The organism is Cytobacillus sp. GQ23 (genome assembly GCF_059758675.1).
Map to the genome: position 1 here is coordinate 142,112 of NZ_JCAXER010000009.1, position 14,171 is coordinate 156,282.

Genomic DNA, 14,171 nt, shown 5'->3' on the forward strand with positions numbered 1-14,171 from the left:
AGCTCAGAGCGCCTGCCCCGATCGAGGTGTCGCAGTAAGCAAGGCGCTTCTGCTTTTCTAATGAGGTGATAAGTTTGTTAAATGAAATAACCATACGAAATTTTGCTATTATCGAAGCCCTTTCTGTCTCATTTGAAAAGGGCTTAACTGTTTTAACTGGTGAAACAGGGGCGGGGAAATCCATAATCATCGATGCCATTCACTTGCTGGCCGGAGGCAGAGGATCTGCAGAATTTGTCCGGCATGGTGAAGATAAGGCTGAACTAGAGGGGCTTTTTATCCTTGATGATCCAAAGCACCCTTGCTATAAACGATCTGCTGAATTCGGGATAGAGATTGAAGAGGGAATGATTGTTCTTCGCAGGGATATATCAAAGTCAGGAAAAAGCGTCTGCAGAGTGAATGGGAAATTAGTAACCATTTCTGCCTTAAGGGAAATCGGCAGTTCGCTTATTGATATACATGGCCAGCATGAACATCAGGAATTAATGAATGAAACCTTGCACCTTCCACTCCTCGATCAGTTTGGAGGACCGAAAATTGCTGCTTCCCTTTCGGAATACCAGGGAATTTATAGGTTATATGAAAGCACATTGAAAAAGCTTAAGAATCTAAGTGAGAATGAACAGCAAATGGCGCACCGGCTTGATTTAATTCAGTTTCAGCTTGATGAAATTCAGTCTGCACAGCTGAAATTGAATGAAGATGAGGACTTGATTGAAGAAAAGAGAAAGCTGTCCAACTATGAACGTATTTTTGATTCGGTTCAGTCGGGCTATAATGCTCTGCAAGGAGAGCAAAAAGGGCTCGATTGGATTGGAATGGTTATGGGATATATGAATGATGCCGCTGAATTGGACCCCTCATATAAAGAAATAGCGGAAAATGTGGCAAACAGCTTTTATTTGCTTGAAGATGCAGCCAGTTCCCTCCGCAATGAAATGGACTTTATGGAATATGATCCCCATAGGCTTAATGAAATTGAAACCAGACTGAATGAAATTAATGGACTAAAAAGAAAATATGGAAAAACAGTCGATGAAGTGCTGGAATACGCAGCAAAAATAGAAGAAGAAATTGAAACGCTGCAAAATAAAGAGACCCATATTGATAAGCTTCAAAAAGAAGTTGCTGCCCTGAAAAAAGACCTGATGGTTGAAGGGGAAGAACTAAGCAAACTGCGGAGAAAATCTGCACTAAAGCTTACGAAGTTAATTCATAAAGAGCTTAAGGAATTATACATGGAAAAAACAGTTTTTGAGGTAAGGTTCTTTTCTGATCCTGAAGTCCTTTTGAAAAATGGAATTGACAGAGCAGAATTCTATATTTCCACCAATCCGGGAGAACCGCTTAAGCCTCTGTCTAAAATAGCATCGGGAGGAGAATTATCCCGAATTATGCTTGCACTAAAGAGTATTTTTTCGAAACATCAGGGGGTTACAAGTATTATCTTTGATGAAGTGGACACAGGGGTTAGCGGAAGGGTGGCACAAGCCATCGCGGAGAAGATTCACCATGTTTCCGTGGATTCACAGGTGCTGTGCATCTCTCATCTGCCACAGGTTGCAGCGATTGCAGATACTCATTTATTTATTGCCAAAAACACGAATGAAGGACGGACTAAAACAACAGTGAAGCCGCTGAATGAGGAAGAGAAGATAAAAGAAATCAGCCGTATGATTTCTGGAGTGGAAATTACTGATTTGACAAAAGAGCATGCAAAAGAGCTGCTGCATATGGCAAAACAGCTAAAATAATGCTGAACCAATATCAGGTCTGTATCCATCAGTGGCAGTGTCAGATCTAATACCTTGAAAAGCTATCCAAAGCAGGATAGCTTTTTTTATGTCAATGGCAGTTATAAATGCCTTCGATGCAGGCAAAATTAAAGATGTAGCCATTTGACGTGGATGGACTAGAAGCGAGGAGAGTGAAAAATTTGACATATGATGTTTTACGCAAAATAATTGGTGGAATTCTCCTTGTTTCATTAATTGCTTTAGGTTTTTCCAAGCCTGTTCAGGAATATTTGCAAATACCCGCAAATATAACCCTTTTTGAAGGGCAGCAGCTAAATTTTGCAAAGGCGGAAGCAGTGTCAGCCGGGCTGTCCATAGATAATACAAGTGTTGCACTTAATGAAGATAACCATTCGATTTCGCTTTCAGCTAAAGAAAATGGGAAAAATGAAATGCTTCTAGAGCTGGCAGGTTTTCCGATAAAGAAAGTTGATGTTAATGTCTTAAAAGATTTTAAAGTAATTCCAGGAGGCCAATCAATCGGGGTTAAACTAAATACAGTAGGCGTGCTGGTTGTGGGGCACCACCAGGTTAATACAGCTGAAGGAAAAGCATCGCCGGGCGAAACGGCCGGGATAAAAGTTGGAGATATCATTACTGAAATTAATGGCAAGAAAATTGAAAAGATGTCAGATGTTGCCCCTTTTGTTCAAGAAGCGGGCAAAAGCGGAAATCCTCTCCAAATCATTGTTAGCCGCGAAAGCGGAAAGGTGAAAACGGAGCTGACTCCTCTAAAAGAAGACGGGGAAGAAACCTATAAGCTTGGATTATATATACGTGACTCTGCAGCAGGAATTGGTACCATGACTTTCTATCACCCGGAATCGAAAAAGTATGGAGCTCTTGGCCATGTTATTTCCGATATGGATACAAAAAAACCTATTGTGGTTGAAGACGGACAAATTGTCAGATCAACTGTAACTTCAATTGAAAAAGGAAGCAATGGCAATCCTGGTGAAAAACTTGCACGATTTTCCTCGGACAAAGAAATAATCGGAAATATTGTCAGAAACAGTCCTTTCGGTATTTTTGGGGAATTAAACCGGGATATGAAAAATGGGATTTTTGATAAACCGATGCCAATTGCACTTTCTCATCAGGTAAAAGAGGGAGCTGCTCAAATACTGACTGTGGTCGATAATGATGAAGTACAATTGTTTGATATTGAGATTGTCAGCACAATTCCTCAAAAGTTCCCTGCAACAAAAGGAATGGTCATTAAGGTGACGGATCAGAAGCTCCTTGATAAAACAGGCGGCATTGTCCAGGGGATGAGCGGAAGCCCGATTATTCAGGATGGCAGGATAATTGGAGCTGTAACACATGTATTTGTAAATGACCCTACTTCAGGATATGGTGTTCATATAGAATGGATGCTTAATGAAGCAGGCATCGATATATATGAAAAGACGGAAGAAAAAGCATCATAATACGAAATGGATGAATTAAAAAAGGCGGGGAAATCCCGTCTTTTTTTTATTATGTTAAAATGAAGGTGTTTAAAGATTTTTCGACAAATATACATGAAATGCAAGGAGTATGGCGAAAGTAGTCGAAAACAGGAGAAAACAAAAGAAAAAATGAGGTTTCGCTGGTTTTTTAAGAAAAATTCAAAAAAGTAAAGGAATTTTTGTTGCATTGTCGAATTTCTCATTTAGAATAGATAATAGATATCAAAAAAAGAGCGTGTTCAATTGAACATTCATTAAAGAGACCATAATGGGCCGAGGAGGAAAGTAATTGAAGAAAATAAAAGTTTGTGTTGTGGATGATAATAGGGAATTGGTCGGGCTTTTAGAGGAATATATATCTTCCCAGGAGGATATGGAAGTTGCAGGTGTTGCACATAATGGACAGGATTGCCTCGACATTTTAGAGCAGACACAGCCTGATGTTCTTGTGCTGGATATCATCATGCCTCACTTAGATGGACTTGCTGTACTCGAGAAAATGAGAGAATTAAATTTGAGTACACTCCCTAATGTAATTATGCTTACTGCATTCGGCCAGGAGGATGTCACCAAAAAAGCAGTGGATTTGGGAGCTTCTTACTTCATTCTTAAACCATTTGATATGGATAATTTGGCAAGCCATATTCGCCAGGTCAGCGGAAAATCCAATTCATTTCTCCGCAAACCTGCTCCATCCTACCGTCCTCAGGCAGAAGCAAAACCCAAGAATCTGGATGCCAGCATTACCAGCATTATTCATGAAATTGGCGTTCCTGCCCATATTAAGGGGTACTTATATCTGCGTGAAGCGATTTCAATGGTTTACAATGATATTGAACTTCTCGGTTCCATTACAAAAGTGCTGTACCCGGATATAGCTAAAAAGTTTAATACGACTGCTAGCCGGGTTGAGCGTGCGATCCGCCATGCAATTGAAGTTGCCTGGAGCCGCGGTAATATAGATTCAATATCCTCTCTTTTCGGTTATACCGTCAGCATGACAAAAGCAAAGCCGACCAATTCCGAATTTATTGCAATGGTAGCTGATAAGCTTCGTCTGGAGCATAAAGCTTCTTGAAAGGGTAAGGACTCATAATAAATATTTTAATGATTTTGCAGCGCTCCTCCTGGGGCGCTTTCTATTTGTTCTAGTTAATAAAGGTTACCCGAAATAAAAAAGGTTCAGTTTGAATGCTTCAAACTGAACCTTTGCTTTATTTTTTTGCTTCTTTCTCAAGTTCAATCATTTTTTGGATCAGTATGTGCTGAGGCATGTGCATGATTTGCTCAAGAGGAAGATTAAGTTTTTCAGCGAGCTTTAATGCTGTTTCCGGCGATATCTGCAACGGTTTCATTTTAATACCCCACTAATCATTTAGTTTTGAAACGATCCTGAACTTTGTTTCTTTTTCGATCACGGTAAAGAATAAACCCTGCTATAAAGCCAAGCCCTATGATCAAGAAAAGGAAACCTGACACAAATTGAAGCCATAAGAATGGAAATGGGCTTTGCAGGATGCCAAATACCATGTCTCTCATTAATTTTATCCCATACACCGCCAAGATGCCCGGCAAGAGTAAAATTAATAAAGCAATTATTCTAATCATAAAAAAATTCCCTTCAAATCGAGTTGCCTACCGAAATCATAAATCATTAAAGAAATTTGTCAAGTGCCACAGCTATGCTAAAATAAGACATGAATAATATTGCATGAGGATTCTATAAAATGTGCAAGGATTTTCAATGAAAGCAGGTAAGACTATGCAAACAGTGATGATTGTCGGTGCAGGAAAAGGCGGTACCGCCATCCTAAAAATAATTAAAGAAACGGCAGTACTGGATATAAAAGCCATGGTGGATACCAATCCAGATGCCGAGGGACTGCAGCTTGCCAAAGAATGCGGCATCCCGATCGGCACTGATTGGCGCCTTTTTATGGATCAAGGTATTGACATTATTATTGAAGTTACCGGAAATGAGCAGGTGTTTATCGCCATCAGGGAAGCCAGAGGTAAAAATACAGTTCTAATACCTGGAAGTGTAGCTTTCTTAATTGCAAAATTACTTGAGGAAAAGGAAGAGCTGATTTCGAAATTCAGAAATGAAACATATAAGCATGACCTGATTTTTAATTCAACCGATGACGGGATGATTGTAATCAATAACCGCAATGAAATTACAGTCTTTAATCATAGCGCGGAAAGAATGACAGGAATAAAGAGGAAAGATGCATTAGGAAAAAAAATTAATGAAATCATTACAGACAGCATGCTTCCCAGAGTTATGGCGACAAGGAGAATCGAAGCGAATCAGGAAATGACTTTGGCTAATGGACTGAAGATTATTACGACAAGAATACCTATGCTCGGTGAAAATAACGAATTAATGGGTGCTTTTGCCGTTTTTAAGGATATAACAGAAGTAGTTTCGCTTGCGGAAGAAATTACGAATTTGAAAGACATACAGACGATGCTGCAGGCCATTATTCAGTCAAGTGAGGAAGCTATCTCCGTTGTTGATGAAGATGGGAAAGGGATTTTGATCAATCCGGCATACTCCAGGCTTACAGGCCTTAAAGAGGAAGAAGTAATCGGGAAGCCTGCTACTGCAGATATTTCTGAAGGCGAAAGTGTTCATATGAAGGTCCTTCAATCGCGAAGAGCGATGAGGGGGGTGGCCATGAGAGTCGGACCTAAAAGAAAGGATGTCATCGTTAACGTTGCCCCAGTTATTGTAGATGGAAAGATAAAAGGGAGCGTTGGTGTTATTCACGACGTTTCGGAGATTCAAAGCCTGAATCGTGAATTAATCCGGGCCAGACAGATTATCCGTACACTGGAAGCGAAGTATTCATTCGAGGATATAATTGGAACGTCTGAAGAGATGACCATCGCAATTGAACAGGCAAGGCTTGGAGCTAAAACTCCTGCCACAGTTTTGCTTAGAGGCGAGTCCGGGACAGGCAAAGAGCTGTTCGCCCATGCTATACATAATGCAAGCGACCGAAAATATAACAAATTTATCAGGGTCAATTGTGCTGCTTTATCAGAATCTCTTTTGGAAAGTGAATTATTTGGTTATGAAGAGGGGGCATTCTCGGGTGCAAAAAGAGGAGGCAAGAGAGGTTTGTTTGAGGAAGCAGATAAAGGCAGTATTTTTTTGGATGAAATTGGCGAGCTGACAGCCAACACTCAGGCGAAACTGCTCAGGGTTCTTCAGGAGCATGAAATAACAAGAGTGGGAGGGACCAAGCCTATTTCTATTGATGTTCGGGTCATTGCCGCGACCAATGTAAATTTAGAAAAAGGAATTGCAGATGGCACCTTTAGGGAAGACTTATATTACAGGCTGAATAGAATGCCCATACATATTCCTTCATTAAGACGCAGGAAGGAGGATATTCCTTTACTGTGCAGCAGACTTATTCAAAAGATAAACCAGGAATATGGACGGAATATAGAAGGTGTGACAGAACAAGCTGTTGATAAGCTGATGGCATATGATTGGCCGGGCAATGTAAGGGAGCTCGATAATATCCTTGGGAGAGCCATAATTTTTATGAATTACAGCGAAACCCAAATAGAAGAAAGGCATATTCCGGATCTGGGGGCCAATAATCCGTCACCTGGTATTGAAGCAAGTGGAGAAGGGCAAAAGAAATCATTAACTCAACTGGTCGAGCAATATGAGGAAAAGGTGATTAGGCAAACTCTTCAAAAGCTTGATGGCAATAAAACCAAGACGGCAAAAATGCTCGGACTCTCTGTCAGGAATCTTTATTACAAATTGGAAAAATACAATATTGCAAAAGGTGGCATGCAATAATTTTCATAGTGTGCAATAAAATGCGTACTTTAGTTTAGTGAATAAAGCGTTTTCAGGTCATTTTAAAGTTGGCACACTTCTTGCAAGAATAATAAACGGAAGAACATCAAGAAATTGGCGTCGATTTTTCTTAATTGCCGAACCTATCCTCTTATATCGGGGGTAGGCTTGACGCCTGCGCTTTTCATGTAAGGGGGTTGAACAGATGACATTGGATTCGCTTCTAACGAAAGCAACCCAATATGGTGAGAAAACAGTAGCCGTAGCCGCAGCGGAAGACGAAGAAGTGCTGGAAGCAGTTGCTGAAGCAATTAAGCTGAACTTAGCAAGCTTTTTATTGTTTGGGGATGAAGAAAAAATCAGTAAAATCCTTAATCAGAAGCATAGCAAAGCAGCTAAAAGCCCTAAAGTTAAAATCGTTCATGCAGAAACGGCTGCACATGCAGCTGAATTGTCAGTAAGGGCTGTGAAAGAGCAAAAGGCAAATGTGCTGATGAAGGGGAATATCCCGACAGCAGGCATTTTAAAAGCAGTCTTAAATAAAGAATTTGGTTTAAGAACAGGAAATGTGTTATCGCATGTGGCTGTTTTCGAGGTTCCAGGTTTTGAAAAGTTCACAATCGTAACGGATGCCGCTATGAATATTGCACCGGATCTTAATCAAAAAGCACAAATTCTAAAAAATGCAGTTCATATTGCAAATAGCATTGGAATCGAAAACCCTCTTGCAGCTCCTATTGCTGCAGTAGAGGCGGTTAATCCTGCTATGCAGGCAACTTTGGATGCCGCAGCTTTAACTCTTATGAATCAAAGAGGCCAGATTAAAGACTGTATAGTCGATGGTCCTCTGGCTTTGGACAATGCCATTTCTATTGAAGCTGCTGACCATAAGGGAATCAAAAGCGAGGTTGCCGGTCAAGCAGATATTTTATTGGTGCCGACTATAGAAGTTGGAAATGCTTTATATAAATCACTTGTCTACTTTGCCAAAGCAAAAGTAGGAGCTGTTATCGCAGGGGCTAAAGCGCCTATCGTTCTTACTTCAAGGGCGGATACGGCAGAAAGCAAGGTTTATTCATTGGCATTAGCGATATGCTCAGCAAAGTAATAACCAGCATTTTATAAATTGCAATAAAGAATATACTCACACGAACAAAAATTTTCTATAATCCGGGGAGGAAATATAACATGGAAATCTTTAAATACTTAGAAACTTATGATTACGAGCAAGTGGTGTTTTGCCAGGATAAACAATCAGGCTTAAAAGCTATTATTGCTATTCATGACACTACTTTAGGCCCTGCACTTGGCGGCACACGCATGTGGACTTATGAATCTGAAGAGGCAGCTATTGAGGACGCACTGCGCCTTGCACGCGGAATGACTTATAAAAATGCAGCAGCTGGCTTAAACCTTGGTGGCGGTAAAACGGTTATTATCGGTGATCCGCGCAAGGACAAAAACGAAGAGATGTTCCGTGCTTTCGGACGTTATATCCAGGGATTAAATGGACGTTACATTACTGCAGAGGATGTGGGCACTACTGTAGCTGATATGGATCTGATCCATGAAGAAACAGATTATGTAACAGGTATTTCGCCTGCCTTCGGTTCTTCAGGCAACCCATCACCAGTTACTGCATATGGCGTATACAGAGGAATGAAGGCTGCAGCAAAGGCTGCCTTTGGAACTGACTCGCTTGAAGGCAAAACAATTGCGGTTCAGGGTGTTGGTAACGTAGCGTTTAATCTTTGCCGCCATCTGCATGAAGAAGGGGCACAGTTAATAGTAACGGATATTAATAAAGAAGCAGTTCAGCGTGCGGTTGAAGAGTTCGGTGCTAAAGCAGTGGAGCCAAATGAAATTTACGGCGTTGAATGTGATATTTATGCACCATGTGCTTTAGGAGCAACGGTTAATGATGATACAATTCCTCAGCTGAAAGCAAAGGTCATTGCTGGAGCTGCCAACAACCAGCTTAAAGAAACCCGCCATGGTGATATAATCCATGAAATGGGCATTGTTTATGCACCTGATTATGTAATTAATGCCGGCGGAGTTATCAATGTTGCTGATGAGCTTTACGGATACAACCGTGAACGTGCAATGAAAAAAGTAGAAACTGTATATAACAATATTGAAAAAGTTATTGATATTGCTAAAAGGGATGGAATTCCGACATATAAAGCGGCTGACCGCATGGTTGAGGAAAGAATTGAAAGAATGCGTAATTCACGCGGACAATTCCTCCAAAACGGCCATCATATCCTAAGCCGCAGATAGGTTTTAGGAAGCAGGTGAATATAGCCTATCATTCCTGAAAGGCAAAGCGCTGAATGATGAATTCAGCGTCTTTGCCTTTAATAGCAGAGTAGAAAAAATACAGCGGGCAGATTAAATACCTGAGTAAGAGTATGTTTTTACAAGGGAGATTTCCGCTCTTTATGGAGGTTTAAACGTGCTAGAACAAGAACATCGAATTCTCGTCATCAATCCGGGATCCACTTCAACAAAGATTGGAGTTTTCGATAATGAGATCTCTGTCCTGGAGAAGACATTGCGCCATGATGCAGATGTCATTAACTCTTATGAAAGTATTATCGATCAGTATGAATTCCGCAAGCAGACCATTTTAGAGACACTGGATCATGAAGGAATCAATATTTCCAAATTAAGTGCAGTGTGCGGCCGCGGCGGGCTGCTTCGCCCAATTGAAGGGGGCACCTATTCAGTTAATGATTCAATGCTTGAGGATCTTCGTGCCGGTTATGCTGGTCAGCATGCTTCAAACCTTGGCGGAATCCTGGCATATGAGATTGCTTCCGGTTTAAATATTCCATCGTACATCGTGGATCCGGTTGTGGTTGATGAACTGGACCCAATTGCCCGTATTTCAGGCTTTGCAATGATTGAAAGAAAAAGTATTTTTCATGCATTGAATCAGAAAGCTGTTGCCAGGAGAGTGGCAAAGGAACTCGGCAAAAAGTACGGGGAGCTGAACCTGATCGTTACGCATATGGGCGGAGGTATTACTGTAGGAGCTCATAAAAAAGGCCGAGTAGTGGATGTTAATAACGGCCTTCATGGAGATGGGCCTTTCAGTCCGGAACGGGCAGGTACAGTACCTGCAGGTGATTTGGTGGGACTTTGCTACTCCGGCAGCTTTTATCGTGAAGAAGTGATGAAGAAACTTGTTGGACAAGGCGGTCTTGTTGGTTACCTGGGAACAAATGATGCCGTGAAGGTAGAAAAGATGATTGAAAACGGAGATGAGAATGCAAAGCTCGTATACTCCGCAATGGCTTATCAGGTAGCTAAGGAGATTGGGTCTGCCAGTGCAGTGCTTGGCGGAAAGGTTGATGCAATTATCCTTACAGGCGGTCTTGCCTATGGCAAGGGGTTTGTAAAAGAAATAAGTGAGCGGATTAACTGGATAGCTGATGTTATCGTCCAGCCTGGTGAAAATGAGCTTCAGGCACTGGCTGAAGGTGCACTTCGCGTACTGCGCGGTGAAGAGACTGAAAAAGAATATCCTGGAAAAACAGCTGGCAAAGCAGCGTTGAAATAGAAGGGGGAAGCAACTTGGCACAGGAATATGATTTGGTGATTTTAGGCGGAGGCACAGGCGGTTATGTAGCAGCCATCCGTGCATCGCAACTAGGTTTAAAAACGGCAATCGTTGAAAAAGGAAAACTTGGAGGGACTTGCCTTCATAAAGGCTGCATACCAAGCAAGGCGTTGCTAAGAAGTGCTGAAGTGTTTGCTACTGCAAAGCATAGTGAAGATTTTGGCGTAATGACAAGTGATGTATCTATTAATTTTGGCAAGGTACAGGAGCGTAAGAATAAAATTGTTGATCAGCTTCATAAAGGTGTTCAGCACTTGATGAAGCAGGGAAAGATTGATGTTTTTGAAGGGACAGGCCGTATTCTTGGACCATCTATTTTCTCTCCAATGCCAGGGACAATTTCTGTTGAAATGAACAATGGGGACGAAAATGAAATGCTGATCCCTAAAAATGTTATTGTAGCAACTGGATCTCGCCCGCGCACCCTGCCAGGTCTGGATATTGATGGAAAGCTTGTAATGACTTCAGATGAAGCATTAGCTTTGGAAGAAGTGCCAAGCTCCATTATAATTGTTGGCGGCGGTGTCATCGGTATTGAATGGGCATCCATGTTATCAGACTTTGGTGCTGATGTAACAGTAATCGAATATGCAGACCGCATTATTCCTACAGAAGACAAAGAAATTTCTAAAGAAATGCAGCGCCTTATGAAGAAAAAAGGAGTCAAAATTGTTACAGGAGCAAAGGTACTTCCTGAAACTCTTCAGAAAGGTGAAGGAGTAACTATTTCAGCTGAAGTGAAAGGTTCCCAAAAGGAATTTTCCGCGGAGAAATTGCTTGTTTCTGTTGGCCGTCAGGCAAATACAGAGGGCATCGGGATTGAAAACACAGATATTCAAATAGAAAAGGGATTTATTGCAGCAAATGAATACTTCCAGACAAAGGAATCACATATTTATGCGATTGGTGACGTCATTGGCGGACTTCAACTGGCGCATGTTGCCTCTCATGAGGGGATTGTTGCCGTGGAGCACATTGCAGGCCAGAATCCTTCTCCAATTGACTACAGTCTGGTTTCTAAATGCATTTACAGTTCACCTGAAGCAGCAAGTGTAGGATTAACAGAGGATGAAGCAAAAGAAAAAGGCCATAATGTGAAAACTGGCAAATTTTCATTCCGGGCAATCGGAAAGGCACTTGTATTTGGAGAATCTGACGGCTTTGTCAAAATTGTTGCAGATAAAGATACAGATGATATCCTTGGTGTTCATATGATCGGACCGCATGTAACAGATATGATTTCAGAAGCTGGCCTTGCACGCGTTCTTGATGCAACTCCTTGGGAAGTAGCACATACTATCCATCCGCATCCGACGTTATCTGAAGCAATCGGTGAAGCTGCCCTTGCTGTAGATGGAAAAGCAATCCACGGGTAAAGATCCGTTTAAATAAACAAGTCCAGGTTTCCAATTGGAGCCCGGACTGATACATATTAGCTTAGGAGGTTGTATAAATGGCTGAAAACCGTCATAAAGATTTAGGTTTAAGTGATGAGAAAGTTCTTGAGATGTATGAGACGATGCTATTAGCCCGCCGTCTTGATGAGCGCATGTGGCTTTTAAACCGTGCGGGAAAAATCCCATTCGTTATTTCATGCCAGGGGCAGGAAGCTGCACAGGTAGGTGCCGCATTTGCTCTTGATCGGGAGAAGGATTATGTTCTGCCGTATTATCGTGACATGGGTGTTGTTTTAACATTTGGCATGACTGCAAAGGAGTTAATGCTGTCAGGGTTTGCTAAAGCGGAAGATCCAAACTCAGGCGGCCGCCAAATGCCTGGACACTTCGGACAAAAGAAAAACCGAATCGTGACAGGGTCTTCTCCTGTTACTACACAGGTGCCCCATGCTGTTGGGGTAGCTCTCGGCGGAAAGCTTGAAGGGAAGGACCTGGTGACTTTTGTAACATTTGGAGAAGGTTCTTCAAACCAGGGGGATTTCCATGAAGGTGCGAACTTTGCGGGTGTTCATAAGCTTCCTGTAATCTTTATGTGTGAAAATAATAAATATGCAATCTCTGTTCCGATTGAAAAGCAGCTTGCTTGCGAGAATGTATCTGACAGAGCCATTGGCTATGGAATGCCGGGTGTAACAGTTGACGGAAATGATCCGCTTGAAGTTTATAACGCTGTGAAAGAAGCAGCAGACAGAGGCCGCCGCGGAGAAGGCCCGACTTTAGTTGAGACCATTTCTTACCGTTTAACACCTCACTCATCAGATGATGATGATCGAAGCTACCGTGCTCCTGATGAAGTGGCTGAAGCGAAAACTAAAGATCCGATTATTACTTTTGGCGCATATCTGAAAGAAAATGGTGTAATGGACGATGCGATTGAAAAAGAGATCAATGACCGGGTTATGAATTTGGTAAACGAAGCAACTGACTATGCTGAAAACGCTCCATATGCAGAAGCGGAATCTGCTTTAAAGCATGTATATGCTGAACAGTAAGGGGGAGAGAATATGGCTGTAATTTCTTATATCGATGCGGTAACTATGGCAATCCGCGAGGAAATGGAAAGAGATTCAAAGGTATTTGTTTTAGGTGAAGACGTAGGTAAAAAAGGCGGCGTATTTAAAGCGACACAAGGGCTATATGATAAATTTGGCGAAGACCGCGTTATTGATACTCCGCTTGCAGAATCAGCAATTGCAGGGGTTGGAATCGGTGCAGCCATGTATGGAATGCGTCCAATTGCAGAAATGCAATTTGCAGACTTCATTATGCCGGCTGTTAACCAGATAATTTCAGAAGCGGCACGCATCCGCTACCGTTCAAATAATGACTGGAGCTGTCCGATAGTAGTCCGTGCACCATATGGCGGCGGTGTTCATGGAGCCCTATATCATTCCCAGTCTGTTGAAGCAGTATTTGCGAATCAGCCGGGTCTTAAAATTGTTATGCCTTCTACACCTTATGATGTTAAGGGGTTATTAAAGGCGGCTATCCGTGATGAGGACCCTGTGCTGTTTTTTGAGCATAAGCGCGCATATCGCCTGATTAAAGGCGAGGTTCCTGATGATGATTATGTACTTCCAATCGGTAAAGCAGATGTAAAACGCGAGGGAGAAGACATCACGGTCATCACTTATGGCCTATGTGTCCATTTTGCTCTTCAGGCTGCTGAAAGACTTGCTAAAGATGGCATCTCAGCGCACATCCTGGATTTAAGAACGGTATATCCGTTAGATAAAGAAGCAATTATCGAAGCTGCTTCTAAAACAGGAAAAGTTCTTCTTCTTACTGAAGATAATAAAGAAGGCAGCATCATGAGTGAAGTTTCTGCCATTATTGCAGAAAACTGCCTGTTTGAATTGGATGCGCCAATCAAACGCCTTGCCGGTCCTGATGTACCAGCAATGCCATATGCCCCGACTATGGAAAAATACTTTATGGTTAATCCGGATAAAGTTGAAAAAGCAATGCGTGAACTTGCTGAATTTTAATAAGGAAAATCGTTAAATAAAT

The 14,171-nt window shown here is 41.8% G+C and carries 12 protein-coding genes; 10 read left to right on the forward strand and 2 right to left on the reverse strand.

What is annotated here, in order from left to right:
- Window positions 1-74 precede the first annotated feature (74 nt).
- From recN to spo0A, 3 genes are all read left to right on the forward strand, one after another.
- Window positions 75-1,757 carry a DNA repair protein RecN gene (recN, locus tag AC6CHU_RS09840; protein ID WP_159865239.1) on the forward strand — a complete coding sequence of 561 codons (1,683 nt, stop codon included), beginning with the start codon at window positions 75-77 and terminating at the stop codon, window positions 1,755-1,757.
- Between the two features lie 182 nt (window positions 1,758-1,939).
- A complete protein-coding gene (gene spoIVB / locus AC6CHU_RS09845) occupies window positions 1,940-3,229 on the forward strand; it encodes a SpoIVB peptidase (RefSeq protein WP_251283708.1) in 1,290 nt (429 codons plus the stop codon).
- A gap of 310 nt (window positions 3,230-3,539) precedes the next feature.
- A complete protein-coding gene (gene spo0A / locus AC6CHU_RS09850) occupies window positions 3,540-4,328 on the forward strand; it encodes a sporulation transcription factor Spo0A (RefSeq protein ID WP_159865245.1) in 789 nt (262 codons plus the stop codon).
- Window positions 4,329-4,464: 136 nt separating this feature from the next.
- Here the strand turns inward: spo0A and AC6CHU_RS09855 are convergent, their stop codons facing one another.
- Both AC6CHU_RS09855 and AC6CHU_RS09860 read right to left on the reverse strand, forming a co-directional pair.
- Complete coding sequence (locus AC6CHU_RS09855) at window positions 4,465-4,605, reverse strand: YycC family protein (RefSeq protein ID WP_159865248.1); 141 nt, start codon at window positions 4,603-4,605, stop codon at window positions 4,465-4,467.
- Between the two features lie 16 nt (window positions 4,606-4,621).
- Window positions 4,622-4,858, reverse strand: coding sequence for a DUF2627 domain-containing protein (locus tag AC6CHU_RS09860; RefSeq protein WP_159865251.1), 237 nt, complete (start codon window positions 4,856-4,858; stop codon window positions 4,622-4,624).
- A gap of 154 nt (window positions 4,859-5,012) precedes the next feature.
- Between AC6CHU_RS09860 and AC6CHU_RS09865 the strand changes: the two genes are divergently transcribed.
- The 7 genes from AC6CHU_RS09865 to AC6CHU_RS09895 all read left to right on the forward strand — a co-directional run bounded on the left by AC6CHU_RS09865 (window position 5,013) and on the right by AC6CHU_RS09895 (window position 14,149).
- The gene (locus tag AC6CHU_RS09865; RefSeq protein ID WP_498121390.1) at window positions 5,013-7,076 is read left to right on the forward strand and encodes a sigma-54 interaction domain-containing protein; all 2,064 of its coding nucleotides are present in this window, start codon (window positions 5,013-5,015) and stop codon (window positions 7,074-7,076) included.
- 205 nt (window positions 7,077-7,281) lie between these two features.
- Entirely contained in the window at window positions 7,282-8,184 is a 903-nt protein-coding gene (gene yqiS, locus AC6CHU_RS09870; protein ID WP_159865257.1) for a phosphate butyryltransferase, read from the forward strand.
- A gap of 80 nt (window positions 8,185-8,264) precedes the next feature.
- Window positions 8,265-9,359: a branched-chain amino acid dehydrogenase gene (bcd, locus tag AC6CHU_RS09875; protein ID WP_061791231.1), complete on the forward strand. Its 1,095-nt coding sequence runs from the start codon at window positions 8,265-8,267 to the stop codon at window positions 9,357-9,359.
- A 175-nt stretch (window positions 9,360-9,534) separates the two neighbouring features.
- Window positions 9,535-10,644, forward strand: a complete 1,110-nt coding sequence (gene buk, locus AC6CHU_RS09880) for a butyrate kinase (RefSeq protein WP_159865260.1) — start codon at window positions 9,535-9,537, stop codon at window positions 10,642-10,644.
- 14 nt (window positions 10,645-10,658) lie between these two features.
- Window positions 10,659-12,080, forward strand: a complete 1,422-nt coding sequence (gene lpdA, locus AC6CHU_RS09885) for a dihydrolipoyl dehydrogenase (RefSeq protein WP_159865263.1) — start codon at window positions 10,659-10,661, stop codon at window positions 12,078-12,080.
- A gap of 77 nt (window positions 12,081-12,157) precedes the next feature.
- Window positions 12,158-13,153, forward strand: a complete 996-nt coding sequence (locus tag AC6CHU_RS09890) for a thiamine pyrophosphate-dependent dehydrogenase E1 component subunit alpha (RefSeq protein ID WP_159865266.1) — start codon at window positions 12,158-12,160, stop codon at window positions 13,151-13,153.
- A 12-nt stretch (window positions 13,154-13,165) separates the two neighbouring features.
- Window positions 13,166-14,149 (forward strand): alpha-ketoacid dehydrogenase subunit beta, encoded by a 984-nt coding sequence (locus AC6CHU_RS09895; RefSeq protein ID WP_251283712.1) that lies wholly within the window; start codon window positions 13,166-13,168, stop codon window positions 14,147-14,149.
- Window positions 14,150-14,171 lie beyond the last annotated feature (22 nt).

Excerpts from the sequence above, each read along its gene's own strand:
- AC6CHU_RS09865 (WP_498121390.1), top strand. The coding sequence starts at position 5,013 with ATGCAAACAGTGATGATTGTCGGTGCAGGAAAAGGCGGTACCGCCATC.
- AC6CHU_RS09855 (WP_159865248.1), bottom strand. The coding sequence starts at position 4,605 with ATGAAACCGTTGCAGATATCGCCGGAAACAGCATTAAAGCTCGCTGAA.
- AC6CHU_RS09860 (WP_159865251.1), bottom strand. The coding sequence starts at position 4,858 with ATGATTAGAATAATTGCTTTATTAATTTTACTCTTGCCGGGCATCTTG.
- AC6CHU_RS09895 (WP_251283712.1), top strand. The coding sequence starts at position 13,166 with ATGGCTGTAATTTCTTATATCGATGCGGTAACTATGGCAATCCGCGAG.
- AC6CHU_RS09890 (WP_159865266.1), top strand. The coding sequence starts at position 12,158 with ATGGCTGAAAACCGTCATAAAGATTTAGGTTTAAGTGATGAGAAAGTT.
- yqiS (WP_159865257.1), top strand. The coding sequence starts at position 7,282 with ATGACATTGGATTCGCTTCTAACGAAAGCAACCCAATATGGTGAGAAA.
- bcd (WP_061791231.1), top strand. The coding sequence starts at position 8,265 with ATGGAAATCTTTAAATACTTAGAAACTTATGATTACGAGCAAGTGGTG.